At 38.4% G+C, this 15096-nt stretch carries 22 protein-coding genes; 8 read left to right on the top strand and 14 right to left on the bottom strand.

Translation table 11 applies throughout. The annotated features are described in order from the left end of the window. Positions 1 to 23: 23 nt before the first annotated feature. Together MHB44_RS04410 and MHB44_RS04405 are read right to left on the bottom strand one after the other, a co-directional pair. The gene (locus MHB44_RS04410; protein WP_341301706.1) at positions 24 to 641 is read right to left on the bottom strand and encodes a thermonuclease family protein; all 618 of its coding nucleotides are present in this window, start codon (positions 639 to 641) and stop codon (positions 24 to 26) included. Between the two features lie 277 nt (positions 642 to 918). Beyond that, on the bottom strand, positions 919 to 1500 hold the full coding sequence (locus tag MHB44_RS04405; protein WP_053993695.1) for a phosphatidylglycerophosphatase A: 582 nt from the start codon (positions 1498 to 1500) through the stop codon (positions 919 to 921). A gap of 111 nt (positions 1501 to 1611) precedes the next feature. On the opposite strand from MHB44_RS04405, the gene MHB44_RS04400 reads away from it, so the two are divergent. The 3 genes from MHB44_RS04400 (at position 1612) to MHB44_RS04390 (ending at position 3363) form a co-directional block, all read left to right on the top strand. Continuing rightward, entirely contained in the window at positions 1612 to 2331 is a 720-nt protein-coding gene (locus MHB44_RS04400; protein ID WP_341301705.1) for an alpha/beta hydrolase-fold protein, read from the top strand. A gap of 83 nt (positions 2332 to 2414) precedes the next feature. After that, positions 2415 to 2930, top strand: a complete 516-nt coding sequence (locus MHB44_RS04395; RefSeq protein WP_341301704.1) for a YjcG family protein — start codon at positions 2415 to 2417, stop codon at positions 2928 to 2930. 4 nt (positions 2931 to 2934) lie between these two features. Beyond that, entirely contained in the window at positions 2935 to 3363 is a 429-nt protein-coding gene (locus MHB44_RS04390; RefSeq protein WP_341301703.1) for a GNAT family N-acetyltransferase, read from the top strand. A 110-nt stretch (positions 3364 to 3473) separates the two neighbouring features. Here the strand turns inward: MHB44_RS04390 and MHB44_RS04385 are convergent, their stop codons facing one another. From MHB44_RS04385 to MHB44_RS04360, 6 genes are all read right to left on the bottom strand, one after another. Continuing rightward, positions 3474 to 3722: a stage VI sporulation protein F gene (locus tag MHB44_RS04385; RefSeq protein ID WP_053993691.1), complete on the bottom strand. Its 249-nt coding sequence runs from the start codon at positions 3720 to 3722 to the stop codon at positions 3474 to 3476. A 116-nt stretch (positions 3723 to 3838) separates the two neighbouring features. Continuing rightward, positions 3839 to 4000, bottom strand: coding sequence for a YjcZ family sporulation protein (locus MHB44_RS04380; protein WP_083448446.1), 162 nt, complete (start codon positions 3998 to 4000; stop codon positions 3839 to 3841). 65 nt (positions 4001 to 4065) lie between these two features. Beyond that, positions 4066 to 4431 carry a stage V sporulation protein AE gene (gene spoVAE, locus MHB44_RS04375; RefSeq protein WP_053993690.1) on the bottom strand — a complete coding sequence of 122 codons (366 nt, stop codon included), beginning with the start codon at positions 4429 to 4431 and terminating at the stop codon, positions 4066 to 4068. 10 nt (positions 4432 to 4441) lie between these two features. Next, positions 4442 to 5437 (bottom strand): stage V sporulation protein AD, encoded by a 996-nt coding sequence (locus MHB44_RS04370; protein WP_341301702.1) that lies wholly within the window; start codon positions 5435 to 5437, stop codon positions 4442 to 4444. Continuing rightward, positions 5431 to 5886, bottom strand: coding sequence for a stage V sporulation protein AC (gene spoVAC, locus MHB44_RS04365; protein ID WP_341301701.1), 456 nt, complete (start codon positions 5884 to 5886; stop codon positions 5431 to 5433). The genes MHB44_RS04370 and spoVAC overlap by 7 nt, the downstream gene beginning before the upstream one ends. Beyond that, positions 5887 to 6291, bottom strand: a complete 405-nt coding sequence (locus tag MHB44_RS04360) for a YhcN/YlaJ family sporulation lipoprotein (protein WP_341301700.1) — start codon at positions 6289 to 6291, stop codon at positions 5887 to 5889. It lies immediately after the preceding gene. 134 nt (positions 6292 to 6425) lie between these two features. On the opposite strand from MHB44_RS04360, the gene MHB44_RS04355 reads away from it, so the two are divergent. Then, complete coding sequence (locus tag MHB44_RS04355; protein ID WP_053993687.1) at positions 6426 to 6950, top strand: CotY/CotZ family spore coat protein; 525 nt, start codon at positions 6426 to 6428, stop codon at positions 6948 to 6950. A gap of 62 nt (positions 6951 to 7012) precedes the next feature. On the opposite strand, the gene MHB44_RS04350 is transcribed toward MHB44_RS04355, so the two are convergent. The 6 genes from MHB44_RS04350 to MHB44_RS04325 form a co-directional block, all read right to left on the bottom strand. Continuing rightward, positions 7013 to 7408, bottom strand: coding sequence for a hypothetical protein (locus tag MHB44_RS04350; RefSeq protein ID WP_341301699.1), 396 nt, complete (start codon positions 7406 to 7408; stop codon positions 7013 to 7015). A gap of 53 nt (positions 7409 to 7461) precedes the next feature. Further along, on the bottom strand, positions 7462 to 8838 hold the full coding sequence (gene mgtE / locus MHB44_RS04345; RefSeq protein WP_341301698.1) for a magnesium transporter: 1377 nt from the start codon (positions 8836 to 8838) through the stop codon (positions 7462 to 7464). A gap of 404 nt (positions 8839 to 9242) precedes the next feature. Then, positions 9243 to 10148 carry an RluA family pseudouridine synthase gene (locus tag MHB44_RS04340; RefSeq protein ID WP_341301697.1) on the bottom strand — a complete coding sequence of 302 codons (906 nt, stop codon included), beginning with the start codon at positions 10146 to 10148 and terminating at the stop codon, positions 9243 to 9245. Then, positions 10141 to 10935, bottom strand: coding sequence for an NAD kinase (locus MHB44_RS04335; protein WP_053993684.1), 795 nt, complete (start codon positions 10933 to 10935; stop codon positions 10141 to 10143). The genes MHB44_RS04340 and MHB44_RS04335 overlap by 8 nt, the downstream gene beginning before the upstream one ends. Beyond that, positions 10935 to 11603, bottom strand: a complete 669-nt coding sequence (locus tag MHB44_RS04330; RefSeq protein ID WP_053993683.1) for a GTP pyrophosphokinase family protein — start codon at positions 11601 to 11603, stop codon at positions 10935 to 10937. Before MHB44_RS04330 ends, MHB44_RS04335 begins: the two co-directional genes overlap by 1 nt. 53 nt (positions 11604 to 11656) lie before the next feature. Further along, positions 11657 to 12040: a hypothetical protein gene (locus tag MHB44_RS04325; RefSeq protein WP_341301696.1), complete on the bottom strand. Its 384-nt coding sequence runs from the start codon at positions 12038 to 12040 to the stop codon at positions 11657 to 11659. A 127-nt stretch (positions 12041 to 12167) separates the two neighbouring features. On the opposite strand from MHB44_RS04325, the gene MHB44_RS04320 reads away from it, so the two are divergent. The 4 genes from MHB44_RS04320 to MHB44_RS04305 all read left to right on the top strand — a co-directional run bounded on the left by MHB44_RS04320 (position 12168) and on the right by MHB44_RS04305 (position 14980). Next, the gene (locus tag MHB44_RS04320) at positions 12168 to 12758 is read left to right on the top strand and encodes a CYTH domain-containing protein (protein WP_341301695.1); all 591 of its coding nucleotides are present in this window, start codon (positions 12168 to 12170) and stop codon (positions 12756 to 12758) included. 22 nt (positions 12759 to 12780) lie between these two features. Further along, positions 12781 to 13563 (top strand): lytic transglycosylase domain-containing protein, encoded by a 783-nt coding sequence (locus tag MHB44_RS04315; RefSeq protein WP_341301694.1) that lies wholly within the window; start codon positions 12781 to 12783, stop codon positions 13561 to 13563. Positions 13564 to 13770: 207 nt separating this feature from the next. After that, positions 13771 to 14178 (top strand): globin, encoded by a 408-nt coding sequence (locus tag MHB44_RS04310; protein ID WP_053993679.1) that lies wholly within the window; start codon positions 13771 to 13773, stop codon positions 14176 to 14178. After that, positions 14171 to 14980, top strand: coding sequence for a DsbA family protein (locus MHB44_RS04305; protein ID WP_341301693.1), 810 nt, complete (start codon positions 14171 to 14173; stop codon positions 14978 to 14980). The genes MHB44_RS04310 and MHB44_RS04305 overlap by 8 nt, the downstream gene beginning before the upstream one ends. Positions 14981 to 15096 lie beyond the last annotated feature (116 nt).

Here is a 15096-nt window from a genome sequence, read left to right as displayed (position 1 = left end):
TCACCTGTAAATGGATTTTTTAGTTAGTTCATAACTTCTGGATGGAAGCCATCTTTCTGGAAGTAATTTTCATGTGACCAAATATTTAATTTAGCGTCCTGTGCCTCTTGCTGAATCTCACGGAATGTTTCCTCAAATGTATTATTTGGCTTATGAATAAAGCGAACAGCAGCCAGCCCTTCCAGTAATAAGGATTCCTGTAATAATACATCGTCTACAAAAACATAGGCAAGCAAACGATCATAATTATCTGTTTCTGGTCCTACATCATAGACTGCTTCAATTTTTTTAGCATTTGCCAATAAATCCATTGTATAGTCCTTTGCTTGTTCAGCATATGGTTGTGCTTCACCTTTGTTGTAATTCATTTCTGGCGTATCCACCATCAGCAGTCGAATCTTTTGCTTCTTACCATCCACTGTTACCTGAAGGGTATCACCATCATAGGCTTTTATATACGCTACCTCAAAGCGTTTATTCCCTGTTTCTTCTTCTACCTGTTCAATGGCTATGATGCCCTGCTGCTCTGTAGTTGTTTTAGCATCCTCTTCTGTGGAAGTTTTGCCAAATATCATATACAAAGCGACAGCAAGAATAATCGTACCACTTGTTATTAATGTCTTTATATCTTGCATTTTCATATAGTAAGCCCCTTACAACCTGTCATCTTTGCTTATAGCAGCTATTTCTATAAGCTGTTCAACTTTTTATGAAGAAAGACAAAAAGTTTCACGATGTTTCTATTGTAAAATATCAGGCTACTACATTCAAGCTATGTTGTTGAAACGGCTACTCAATAGTTCGTCCAAGTTGACCGTTTCCACACTAGCCTGTTAGCACTATTATTTTGCTATTGTCTTAATTTTTAGTAACAACAGAAGAGCCTTCTCAAATTTTCTGAGAAGGCTCTGTTATTTGTTAAATTTCATTATGTGATTTTGGTTTTGGACCAAGTTCCTCTGGTTCGATATCTGCAAATGTTCCGCCCTCTTCTTCGAGGTCACGCATACGATGGGCAATACGTGAAGCTGCTGAAGCCGCAATACTAGCAACCAAATCATCTAAAAATGTGTTCACATGATGTCCAGGCTCTGTATCTAGCTTTTTGATAATTCCTATTTTTTGCTTATCTAAATGACCAAAAGTAGTTACCGCGATGCTACCGTATGTAAAAACTGAACCTAGTGCGATTGTTTCGTCTACACCGAATAAACCTTCATCAGACTCGACAATTTGCTGCAATGGCGTGGATAATAATTTTTTCTCTGCAAGTTCATCTAATTCTATCCCTACCAATAAAGCGTGTTGTACTTCTCGTTTCCGTAACACACGCTCAACTGAATGAACACAATGTTCCAGTGTTAAGCCTTCATTATACGATTTTTGCATTTCATAAACGATTTTGGCAATATCCTCTATCGTTACACCTCTGCGATTTAACGCGGCTTGTGCTGCCTTCGCAACTTCATCAGAGTGTACACGCACATTTTTATTATGCATACCTAACCCTCATTTCATTTTTATTGCTAGTTAGTGCTAGCCCAACCTATTATACCTTTACTTACGCAATATGGTACAATTTTGTCACAAACAGAAGAAGGAGTGTCACCATTGGATAAGGGAACAGTACAGGATTTAACATTTTATAGTGCAGCATTACAGGAAGAATTACCACTCTATATTTATGTTCCTGCAAATTATTCTCCACTATATAAATATAACATTTTAATCGCCTCAGATGGGAAAGATTATTTCCAGCTTGGCGGGATTACAAAACTAGCTGATGAACTGATTGAAGACTATGAAATCGAAAATTTAATTATTGCCTTTGTTCCTTACAAAGATATTAAAGATCGACGTCATAAATATTTACCAAGCGGCGAACAGCATGAGGCCTATTTACGTTTTTTAGCACATGAGCTTGTGCCCTATTTAGATAATGAATTTGCTACCTATCAAATGGGGATGAGCCGTGGGGTCATTGGTGACTCAATGGCTGCAACCGCTTCCTTAATGGCTGCTTTAAAATATCCAAGTATCTTTGGCAAAGTTATTTTACAATCACCATATGTGGATGAAGATGTTTTACAAGCCGTTGAAAATTTTAAAGATCCAGGAGCCATTTCTATTTACCATATCGTAGGAAAAGGGGAAAACCAAGTTGTGACACTGGATAAAACGGTCAAAGACTTTTTAACACCAAATCGTCAGCTACATGATCTTATGATAAAGAAAGGATTTTCTATATTTTATGATGAGTTTGATGGCAATCATACATGGAAATATTGGAAACCAGACCTTCGGCGTGCATTAATTGAAAATTTCAATTAATATAGGAGCATTCAAATTACGAAAGGCGAAATTTCTGTTATACTTAAACAGAAAAATTGTTTATTTTCGGGAGGTAATGGACTATGAAGTACGGTATTGTAGCATTTCCGTCAAAAAAATTGCAAGATTTAGCGAACACTTATCGCAAACGATATGACCCTCATTATGCGAAAATTACTCCGCATATGACGTTAAAGGACAGCTTTGAGGCATCTGAAGAGGAAATTCAGACACTCGTCAAGCAATTGGATGAACTTGCTGCTAAATATGCGCCTTTGGCTATTCATGCATCACGCATAAGTTCGTTTTTCCCTACAACAAATGCGATTTTCTTCCGCATTGAGCCAACTGAACAATTAACAGCATTCCAACGTGAGCTTCAGGAAAAAATTCCACATGGGGAAATGAAGCATGTCTTTGTCCCACATATTACGATTGCTCAAAAACTGTCTGACTCTGAGCATGATGACATTTTCGGCCAATTACGTATGACAGGCGTGGATGAAAAAGATATCATTGACCGCATTCATCTTTTATATCAATTAGAAGATGGCTCATGGACAACATACGAAACATTCCGTTTAGCTGGGGCTGAATAAACTATTGTATAAGGTTAAAATTGTTGAAACCAAGCAAGAACATGATGATGCGTTTGCCATTCGTAAAAAGGTCTTTGTTGAAGAGCAGGGCGTTCCACTTCATCTCGAATGCGATGCAGAGGATGCGACTGCTACGCACTTTATTATGTATGAGGATGATAAGCCAGTTGGGGCAGCACGTTTACGTAGTATAGAGCAAACCGTGGCAAAATTTGAACGTGTCTGTATTTTACAAGATCAGCGTGGTAAAAAATTAGGGGCACTAATGATGCAGGAAATGGAAAAGCACGCCATTTCCATTGATAAGCAACTATTAAAGCTTCATGCACAAAGCTATGCTGTGCCATTCTATGAAAAGCTAGGCTATATCGTAACATCTCCTGAATTTATGGATGCAGGTATTCCACATCGTGCGATGGAGAAAAAAATTTAATTAAAAGGTGTTACGATATTGCATGTTGCAGCTCGTAACACCTTTTTATATAGCTTGCCACCATTTAGCTTATCGTAACAAGCTGCTTTGCCAACTGAATATGCCATATGCTACTTCATCATTCTAGTAATTTTATCAAAATCTAGTGACGCACCATCTTGAATAATAGATTTTACTAATTTATCCTCTAATTCTTGTGTAATAGATCTATTCGAAACTTTAGCAACACGGCGGACAATTTTTCTCACTTGTTTTTCACTCGTAAAATCTGCATGTTGAATAGCATTGGCTAATGCGAAAATTTCATCCATCGATACACCTGTTTTTTGCTCAATCGAATTAAAAAGCGAGCGATGCATGTTTTCCCTCCTATCTTATAAACTCAAATAAGCTTGCGTCTTGCACGAAATCTTTCACAAATGGTGGAGGCCTTAGCTTTCAAATAAAAGCTAAAGCCGTTATTGTGATCATCCAATTAGATGTAAGTAGCGCCAACAATAATTAAAAGGATAAATAGGACAACAATTAAAACAAATGTTGAACCATAACCATAGTTGTTGTCGCCCCCACAATAGCTATTATTCCACCCACCAACATTATTCCCATACTGCTGTGAGCACCAGCCTTGATATCCCATAAAAGCACCCCTCCCTTCTACAACCTATAATATGTTTTGGTCATAGATATGGGAGGGGTATTCGTCTAGTCAATATTGCCTTTTGGTTTAAAAATTAACGCGCCGATAAAGCCAAAAACAATGGCTGCACTGATACCTGAGCTTGTCACCTCAAACATACCTGTGAGCACACCAACAAGCCCATGCTTTTCTGCCTCAGCCATTGCCCCATGTGTTAAAGAATTGCCAAAGGAAGTAATGGGCACTGTAGCACCTGCTCCAGCAAAATCAATAAGTGGCTCATATAAGCCCATGCCGTCCAATATTGCACCTAAAACAACTAAGGTGCTTAAGGTATGTGCTGGTGTTAAATTACCTACATCCATTAATAATTGACCTATGACGCAAATAATGCCTCCAATAATAAATGCAAATACAAATGTCATTACCATAGCTCTTGCCTCATTTCATTGTAATTTCTATCGCATGTGCGGTACAGGGAATGGTCTCCCCCTGTTGATAGGACAATGGCGACAATAACGCACCTGTTGCCACAAGTAATACACGCTTATAGCTGCCTGCTCGCATTTGTTGAAGAACATAGCTAAAAAAAACAGCTGCCGAACAGCCTGCCCCACTTGCTCCAGATTGAAATGCTTCATCCTGTCCATAAAACTCAGCACCTGCATCACGTAAAAATGTTAATTCTTCATTTTTTATACCATTTTCCACAAACATACCTTTTAGCAGCTTTAAGCCTAGCTGTCCTAAATCACCCGTTAAAATTAAATCATAATGATAAATTTTTTGATTGCGCTGTTCTAAATGAGCCTGAATTGTTTGAAAGGCAGCAGGAGCCATCGCTGCACCCATATGAAACGGATCATCCATGCCATAATCAATGGATTTACCGATTGTTGCGGCTTCTATAGAAGGATATTCCTCACGATGTTTACCAATCAATGCATAGCCAGCAGCAGTTACTGTCCATTGAGCAGTTTGCGGTTTTTGCGCGCCATAATTGATGGGATAACGGAATTGACGCTCAATCGAATTATGTTGACTAGATGCACCAGCAAGTGAAAAATTAGCTGCACCTAGCTCTGTTAACAGGCATGCAATAATAACAGAAGAGACAGAAGTTGCACATGCTGAAAATAAGCCAATAAAGGGAATTGCTAAATCTCTAGCGGCAAAATTGGTCGGTGTCATTTGATTGACAAGGTCACCACCCATTAAATAGCCAATATCATCTTTTTGTATATTCATTTTTTTCATGGCAAACTCACAGGCCTCTTCAATCATTTTACGATGCCCCTGCTCATTTGTTTTCATTTGCCACCGTTCATCATCATAGACTGCATCAAAATACTGACTAAAAATGCTGCGATTCTCCAAAGGGCCTGCTACAACGCCACCAGCTAACAGGGATGGCTTCGATTGAAAAACAATTACCATGAAACCACTCCTATCGTCACAAGGATATATTTAATAAGCGCAACAAAAAATGCTGAAACCACACCAAATAAAACAACCGATCCTGCTAACTTAAATAAATTTCCACCGACCCCCAGTACTAACCCCTCTGATCGATGTTCGATAGCCGCAGAAATAACAGCATTACCAAAGCCTGTTACTGGCACTGCTGAACCTGCTCCAGCAAATTGACCAATTCTTTTATAGAGGCCAAGTCCTGTTAAAATCATGGCGAAGAATACCATTGTTGCAACAGTTGGATTACCTGCTGTTGCCTCTGTAAAATTAAAGAAAATCATATAAAAAAGGGACACCGCTTGACCAATTGCACAAATAAAACCACCAACAAAGAATGCCTTTGCTACATTTTTTAAATAGGGTGGCTTCGGTGTGACATTTTGCTCTAACTGTTGATATTGCTCCTTTTCCATTTATGTCTCCTCCTTTGCAAGCTTTATGAGTTCTGTAATTTTATCGCTCAATTTATTATCCTCCATCTGATCCTTTTTTATTTTATTGGCCTCATAAAAAATTTTATAATCAGCGGACACAAACACATCTTTGTTTGGATATTTTTTATCAAATTTCTTTTGTAATTTTTTCTCTAGCTTAGCCTTTTTCCACTTATCCCATGGTTTAATTTGTACTGCAACAAGCATACTATCGTCATACTGGATAACCGTTGTACGTTCCACAAAGTCTTCTTCTTTTATAAGGGCTTCGACTTCTCCTTCATTTTGTGGTGAACCATAGACAATAAATTTTTCTTTTTCAGCACAGCCATTTAACAGCATCAAAACAGCTAAGAGAGGTAATGTTATTCCTAGTAGCCTCAAGTTTTACCCTCCTTTTCTTTACAGTTTCACCACAATAAAAAAAACTATTCATGCGAAGAATATATACGAAAGCCCGAGTCCATTTTTCAAAAGTACATATTGTAGAAGTAGTAACAAGGAAAGGAGGTGACAATATGGGTTGTGGTAAGCCAACAAATCCTATTGGACCAATCCAATCAGCAGGCTGCGTTTGTGACGTAGTTCGCGCTATTTTAGATATTCAAAATCAAGCGGTGCGAGATGAGTGTTCCCCATGTACAGCTAACTGTTTCTTAGAACCACTAGGCGGAATTGTAAGTCCCGCTCGCTCTCATGCAGATACACGTGTATTTATGTTAATTACAAAAGACGGTACTCCATTTAAAGCTTTCTTTAATTCTCCAACAGCAGATCCTTGTATTTGTACATCTGTCTTCTTCCGTGTAGAAGATATGTTTGATGAGTGCTGTGCAACTTTACGTGTTTTAGAGCCTTTATGTACATTTGACTCTAGTGAAAGTACAGTAGACTTATTAAGCCGTGACGGTTGTTGCGTAAACATGAAAAAAATCTGCAAAGTAGATGACTGGAACTCAACAGATAGCTGTATCACTGTAGATTTATCTTGCTTCTGCGCTGTACAATGTATCGCTGATGTTGACTTAGGGATTTGTGACTAATTCTTTCACCTTTGACACACACACATAAAAAAGTGTACAGCATCCTCTGCTGTACACTTTTTTTACAATGTGGGCAATTTCTTTCCACGCCAAAGTATTTGTTGTATATCTTCAAAATAAATGATTTCCTGTGTTTTTAATTCTAAGGATGTCAGCATTAAAGAATCATGTTGGACATCTGAAGCAGTACCCGTTAATTTTCTCCCATCCTTCAAACAAACTAACAACGGTTGATAGGCTTTTTGACGAAACGGCTTTTCTAAAAATTGAAGCTGCTTTAGCAAGTACGGATCAATCTGTATATCCTCCACTCTCTCTTCGCTTGCTGCTGGTTCATCATATACATAGTCCCTTACGTAGACAGACGTACTTTCATCTAAATCAAGCTCATGCAACATCTTTGAAATATTTAAAAAGTACGATGGCGATTTTATAAACAAGCGTGGCTCTCGACTCACATTACTCACTTCCCTTTTTTCCATACAATATGCGAAAGCAAGTCATTTGGTTCTTAGCCTATTTGACTTAGGAAAACTGTTGCTAACCCTAAGTAAATTAAAATACTTGTAATATCATTTAACGTTGTAATAAAAGGTCCTGATGCCACCGCTGGGTCTATTTTCAAGCGGTGCATTAACAGAGGAATAAATGATCCTGCTAATGTTGCGACTAAAATGGAGCCACAAAGCGCTGCCCCTACTAGCATACCTAGAACAAGCTCTTGCTTCCAAAAATAAACAATACCAATCACAATTAATCCACAAACAACACCTGACATTAAACCTGTACCCGCTTCACGAAGAAGAAGCTTAAATTTACTATGTTCCTCAACATCTCCTGTTGCAATTCCTCGTATTGCCACGGCCAATGCCTGTGTGCCACTATTTCCTGAGGTTCCTGAAATTAAAGGAATAAATACTGCAAGCAGAGCAACTTTATCTAAGGTATCCTCAAATTGCCCCATTAAATTAGCTGTCAGCATTCCTAAAAATAGTAGTACCACAAGCCAGGGCAAACGTTTCTTAGCTGCTTGTAATGGCGTGACATCAAACTTATCCATATCCGAAATACCCGCTAATTTAGAATAGTCCTCAGAGGCCTCCTCATCAATAACGTCAATAATATCATCGACTGTAATAATCCCAAGCAATTCACCTTCATGGTCGATAACAGGTGTTGCTAAGAAATTATAGTCTTTCATAATTTGGGCAACTTCTTCTTGATCATCATCTACATGTACCATAACGACACGTTCATTCATAATGGAGCGAATACGTGTATCCTCATCTGCAATAATTAAATCTCGTAACGAAATAACACCTGTCAAGCGGTGATTTTCATCTACCACGAAAATATAATAAATGGTTTCCGCATCTGGTGCTTCTTTTCGCAAAATAGCCATCGCTGAACGAACAGTTGAATTTTCTGGAATAGCGACATATTCAGTGGTCATAATGGAACCAGCTGTATCCTCACTATAGCTTAACAGCTCATTAATCTCCTCAGCTGTTTCCTCATCCATCATTTCTAAATAGCTTTCACGTTGCGCTATATCCAGTTCATTTAAGACATCTGCTGCATCATCCGCATACATATGGGACAGCATTTCTGCACCATAGGATGGGTCCATTTCAGCAAGATACGCTTTATACTCATCATCTTCAATATCGATTGCCTCAAAAATATCAGCCATTTCTGTCGGAGACAAGAACGAATAGATGATCTTCCTTATATCAGGCTCCACCTTTTCATAAAACGTTGCCTGATCATATGGATGAAGCTCTAAAAACTCATCACGGAATGCGTCAATATTATGTGCTTCGAGCATTTCTCGTAAATGTGCCTCGTCAAATTGCACATCATCCTTTTCATTTCTTTCCTCTATCATGCTTGTCCCCTCCTTCCGAGCTTTTAATCGGTGTTACGGGCAATGCCGTAAATCCACCTTCTATATAATAGAGTGATTAGACCTTTTTTTGCAAATCCTTTTTACGTTATTTTACCGAGTCTTTATATACTAGTAGAAATTACACTTCCTAGCCAAATATCTTTGAAAAATAAGAAAAATCTTTTATTTTACTATACCTTACCTTCATTATTTTTTTGTTAACAAACTGTTAAGAAAATAACCTCTTTAAACGTGATAAGGAGATGCCCGTTTGTGCGAACATCCCCTTTATTTATGAAGATAACGTGAACCTTCAATCAGTGAGGCGTTTCTTTATTTCTCACTGATTAGTAGAGCAACACAAGCTAAGCACCTCACAGCCTGTTATAGACAGGATAGCTTTATTAGCCTAATAGCCTAAGTATATCGTTAGTGAGCATACTTGTGAATTGTAATGGCTCATTTGTTAACGGATGAGCCATATCGAGAGATACACAATGCAGGGCTTGGCGGTCAATAGAACGACGACTTCCTCCATAAAGATCATCACCAACAAGTGGATGTCCCAGATAAGCCATATGCACACGAATTTGATGGGTACGCCCTGTATGCAATTGCAGGCGTATATAGGTCATTGGTTCAGAATCGAGAAAAAAACGTTTTAGCACAGTGACATCTGTATGTGCATATTGCCCATCTGCACGTACTTCTCGCTCAATAATGCTCATTTCGTTACGACCTATAGGTGCTACAATGGATTGGCTATCTTGTTCGACATGACCATGCACAATTGCCTCATATTTCCTTGAAATTTCTCTACTGCGCTGGGCAAGACCTGTTAAATGATGGATATGTGCATGCTTAGCGATACACAACAAACCCGACGTATCACGATCCAGCCTTGTCACAATATGAGCAGTAGATGCTAAACCTTGCTGTTGAAAGTGACCACACACCATATTTGCAATACTACCAGTTGGATGCTCTCGTGAGGGGATTGTATTTTGATGAGCTGGCTTATCTACTACTAAAATCGCTTCATCCTCATAAACAATAGTTAAATCACCATGCTCAACCGCAAGCCCATCACTTTTTTCCTCTGGTGGAAATGTTACTTCCACACAATCACCAAGCTGAAGAATATATCTAACATTGCGTTCCACACCATTGACAGTCAATAAGCCACCATCAAATTTAATGGCTGTTAAGGCACGTTTAGAAATGCGCCATTCCTGAAGAGCCTCTCTTAACAATTGACCGTCTTTTTGAGCAATAAATTGCACTGTAAATCTCGGGTCTATTTTATTCATTCGCTACGAATGATTCATGCACACGCTCCCAAAATGGGAATGGACGGAATCGTGCAAATCGTACCTTTTCATTGGCAACATTAAAAGCAATCGCCTTGACATCGCCTTGTGTAATTTGCAAATGGTCAACAGTCATATTAAAATTCTGGTCATTTACTGGACGCAATACGCAATGATGGTGGGCTGGTAAAATTAATGGTGAGCCAACTGTTCGAAACACACGATTATTAATCGAGGCAATCTCAGTTACTTGAAGCGCTGCCAATGTTGGATGGATAATAGCCCCTCCAAGCGCTTTATTATAGGCTGTACTACCAGATGGCGTTGACACACAAAGCCCATCTCCTCGAAAGCGTTCAAATTGATTGCCATTTAACTCAACATCCATCACCAGCGTAACATCAGGTGATTTGACAGTAGCTTCATTCAAGGCGAGATACGTATTGGAGTCAGCGTTATGATGCTCGACCTTCACCTCTAATAATGGATATTCCACAACATTAAAGTCCTTTTTCGCAATGGACAGCACTAGCTTTTCTAATTCAGATGGCTTCCAGTCCGCATAAAAGCCTAAATGCCCTGTATGGATACCGACAAATGCTACTTGATCTAATAAATGCAAATAGCGATGAAAGGCATGTAAAAGTGTCCCGTCTCCACCAATGGAAACAACAATTTCTGGTGTTTCTTCATCATACGTTAGACCGAAATCCTGCAAATAGGTTTTAGCTAACTCTGCTAGTTCATTGGATTGCGCATCTCTACGTGATTGAATCGAAAATTTCATTATGTGTCACGCTCCTTTTCCGATAGTAAACTAGGATTCGATGCTTCTTTATATTCACTAAAATAAGCTTGTGCCTCTTGAATTTCACTGCGAATCGATGACATTTCTTCATCCAAGCGAAATGCTGCCTCGGCTGCACTTTGTAGCCGATTTTTAATTTCCTCTGGAAACATACCCTTGTATTTATAATTTAAGGAATGCTCAATCGATGCCCAAAAATTCATTGCGAGTGTTCGTATTTGGATTTCAGCTAACACTACCTTTTTCCCCTGAATGGTTTCAACAGGATATTCAACAATCATATGGTAGGAGCGGTAGCCACTTGGCTTATTATGTGTAATATAATCCCGTTCTTCCACTACACGCATATCATTCCGTTGACGAATTAGCTCTGTAACAGTCGCAATATCATCAACAAATTGGCACATAATACGAAGCCCAGCAATATCCCCGAGTTCGTCACCAAGCTGTTTAGATGGCTCAAATGCTAGTCCCTTTTCTAATGTTTTATCGTATATACTTGCTAAAGGCTTAACCCGTCCTGTGACAAACTCAACTGGTGAATTGGTATTAATAATCCCAAATTGGGAGCGCATCCCCTTTAGCTTTACTTTTAATTCATCTACTGCCTGTTTATAAGGACTTAAAAAGATTTCCCACTGCCCCATCGCAAAAACCTCCCGACATTCGATAGCGAACACCGTCTGTTCGTTATGTCTTTCTATTCAGCAAGAATTGCTCTAAAATGTTGTTCCACTGCTTGGACAAATTCTGCCCCATAATTGAAATTACCCTCAATATTATACACGAGCATCTCTAATTCATCGTAGAAATTTGTCAGCTCGATATTTTCTTCCCCTATTCGCAATATGGGGTTTTCTTTTTTTTGCAAAATATGTACAAGATTTTCCCAACTACTCGGTGGAAAACGCAAGTAATGATAGTCTTCGCCTGCATCCAGTAAATAAATAAATGCAAAATCATCTGAATCTGCAATAAGCTGTCCAGCAGGTTTTAACTGTAATTTTTCTTCATTGTCGTTTAAACTAAAATGAAGTTGATCCTGTTCAAAATTTGATGTTTCTATTGTATAAATTTTACGCACATGCGGTTCCCCTTTTCGTTGTACTCTCCCTCTTATTTTAGCACACAGGGTAAATAGTTGCAGTGTGTAAATATTAAATCAAGCAAAACAATGAATGAAAAATAAAAAATAAAAGCGGTGAATATATATGACACAAGAAATTGAAATTGAGTTTAAAAATCTCTTAACAAAACAACAATACGAGCAATTATTACAAGCTTTCCATATCCACACTAATGCTATCCATCGTCAAATAAATCATTATTTTGATACACCTACTCAAGCTATTCGAAATCTGCAAAGCGGGCTGCGAATTAGACAAATCAATCATTATTACGAATGTACACTGAAGGAAAAAAATGCAGAACATGTTCATCTCGAAACAACAGACGAATTAACCGCAGAGCAAGCTAAAAGGATGCTGAATGGCGAGGGCTTTTATGCACCAGAGGTAGCGAAAAGACTCGCATTTCACAATGTTCCCTTAGAGCAACTATATGTATTCGGCTCCCTGACAACAGATCGTGTTGAAATTCCATATCAAGAGGGACTTCTTGTTTTTGATCATTCTTACTATTTGCAGTGCGATGATTATGAGGTAGAATATGAAACAAATGATGCAGTAAAAGGAAAGACAATTTTCTACAATTTTTTACAACAATACGGTATTCAAAAGCATGATACAGATAAAAAAATTGCTCGCTTTATGAAGGCATTACAAGCACAAAAATCCTTATGAAAAAAGGAAGGTGACTGACTCCTTGGATATCCAATCACTAAAATCTTTACTAGAAATTCAAGCATTGCAAACACTTGGAGCTACTACAAGTTCATCAACAAACAGTTTAACAAGTAATAATACGATCTTTTCTGACATGATTCATGAAATATTAGGGGATGCATCGACAGCTAGTAACGCAAAATTATCTAGTTTACTTGCAACAGGTACGACTAACTATACTGATTTTGCCAATCAGCTCGGGCAACTTGCTTCTTTATCAGATCAAAATACTTTGGAATCACTGCTATACAAAGGGCCTAATGCTGTATTCGTACCCGAATCCGTTAAGCAGGCACTAGCCAATAGCCCTACAGATACGAAGCTTAATTCCTATGTCTCTGATGATGTGATTGGCTCAACAGCCTATGCAAATACATTAGCAGGAGCCAATCAGTATGCTGCAATTATTGAAAAAGCTGCGGCTACTTATAATGTGCCTGCCAAGTTAATTGCAGCTGTCATCAAACAAGAATCTAATTTTAATCCAACAGTTATAAGCCGTGCTGGAGCACAGGGCTTAATGCAATTAATGCCTAAAACAGCGCAATATTTAGGAGTTACAAATGCCTTTGATCCAGAACAAAATATAATGGCTGGCGCTAACTACTTGCGTCAGATGCTTGATAAATTTAATAATGACCCTGCATTGGCATTAGCTGCCTATAACGCAGGCGCTTCCCGTGTTACAAAATATGGAGGCATTCCGCCTTTCAAAGAAACACAGAATTATGTCAAAAAAGTAATGAATTACTTCACCGTGTAGGTATATCATCATGTTTTTCAGCAAATTTCACCCTTTGTGGTGAAATTTGCGCGTTTATAGCGAACAACAATTCGTAAGAGCGCTTTGTTTGTGTAAACGAAAAGACGTTGATAGAATGAAGATAGACACAAGAATTTCACATTTTTGTGATGATAAAGTATCGAAATAATACTTTATGCTATAAAGAATAAAAGGAGCATATAATTTATGAATCGAAAATACACTGTTCCTTATGAGGAGCTGGGAGCTGAAAAACTGTCAGAACTTATTCATGCTTTCTATAAAAGAGTTGCTCAGCATCCTGATCTTATCCCAATATTTCCAAAAGATTTGACAGAGACAATCCGTAAACAAATTCAATTTCAAACACAATATTTAGGTGGACCCAATCTTTTTACTGAAGAACACGGACATCCAATGATGCGCGCACGTCATATGAATTTTCCGATTACACCAGACCGTGCACAAGCTTGGCTAGAATGCATGGCTGAAGCAATGGATGAGGTGGGCTTAGAAGGGAAATTCCGTGAAACTTATTATCAACGCCTAGTATTAACAGCTCATCACATGGTTAATACGCCAAATGACGATGAGGGGGAATTGTTACGTGAATAATATTCAAATGATACAACAGCCAGCACCAACGATTTCTACTACCAATAAGCCAATTGAATTGTATATTTTCATAGATCCACTATGCCCTGAAGCTTTTAGTATGCAGGCTACTCTTCGTAAACTACAGCTTGAATACAACCATTACTTTACATGGCGCTTCGTCTTAAGCACAGAACTTACTTCTTTAAACTGCTTAAGTAAACGTGTCAAAGGGTGTATATCAGGAATAGAGCTTGATATTAATCACCCTGTTTTACCATCCATTGCGATTAAAGCAGCCGAATTACAGGGTAAACGCGCAGGTACGCGCTATTTGTCAAAATTACAGGAATACGTCTTACTCAATCATCAAGATGTTAACTCTTATGCAACGCTATTAAAAATTGCGGAGGATGTTCAGCTTGATATGAATGAGTTTACGGTGGATTTTGGCTCAAAGGAAGCAGCACGAGCCTTTCAATGTGATTTATATATTAAGCGTGAAATGGAAGTCGATGAAGTGCCAAGCATTGTATTTTTCAATGAATGCATTGAAGATGAGGGGCTAAAAGTCAGTGGCAGTTATGCCTATGAAGTTTATGAACATATTTTACAAGAGATGCTGAGTGAGCAGCTTGTACGTCAGCCATTACCAACCATTGAGGACTTATTTTCTAAATTCCATACACTTTCTACAAATGAAATTGCCTTTATTTATTCATTAACAGAGCAAGCAGCGGAGCGCGAACTAAAGAAGCGTATGCTGCAACAGAAAATTGAACGAATCCAGACAACTCACGCTACATTATGGCGTCTTAAATAATAGTTTATTAGATAAAAATAAGCTCTAGTGCAAGATATTGCACTGAGCTTATTTTATTTTTATAGGGTGCTTTTTTCTTGGTTCAGTAGGCGTTTGGACACCCACTGAACAGAGGC

Origin of the sequence: Lysinibacillus sp. FSL H8-0500 (assembly GCF_038051955.1) — a bacterium.
GTDB classification, from domain to species: Bacteria; Bacillota; Bacilli; order Bacillales_A; family Planococcaceae; genus Lysinibacillus; species Lysinibacillus macroides.
The sequence above is the reverse complement of the archived record's forward strand: the minus strand, read 5'-3'. Positions and strand labels throughout refer to the sequence as shown.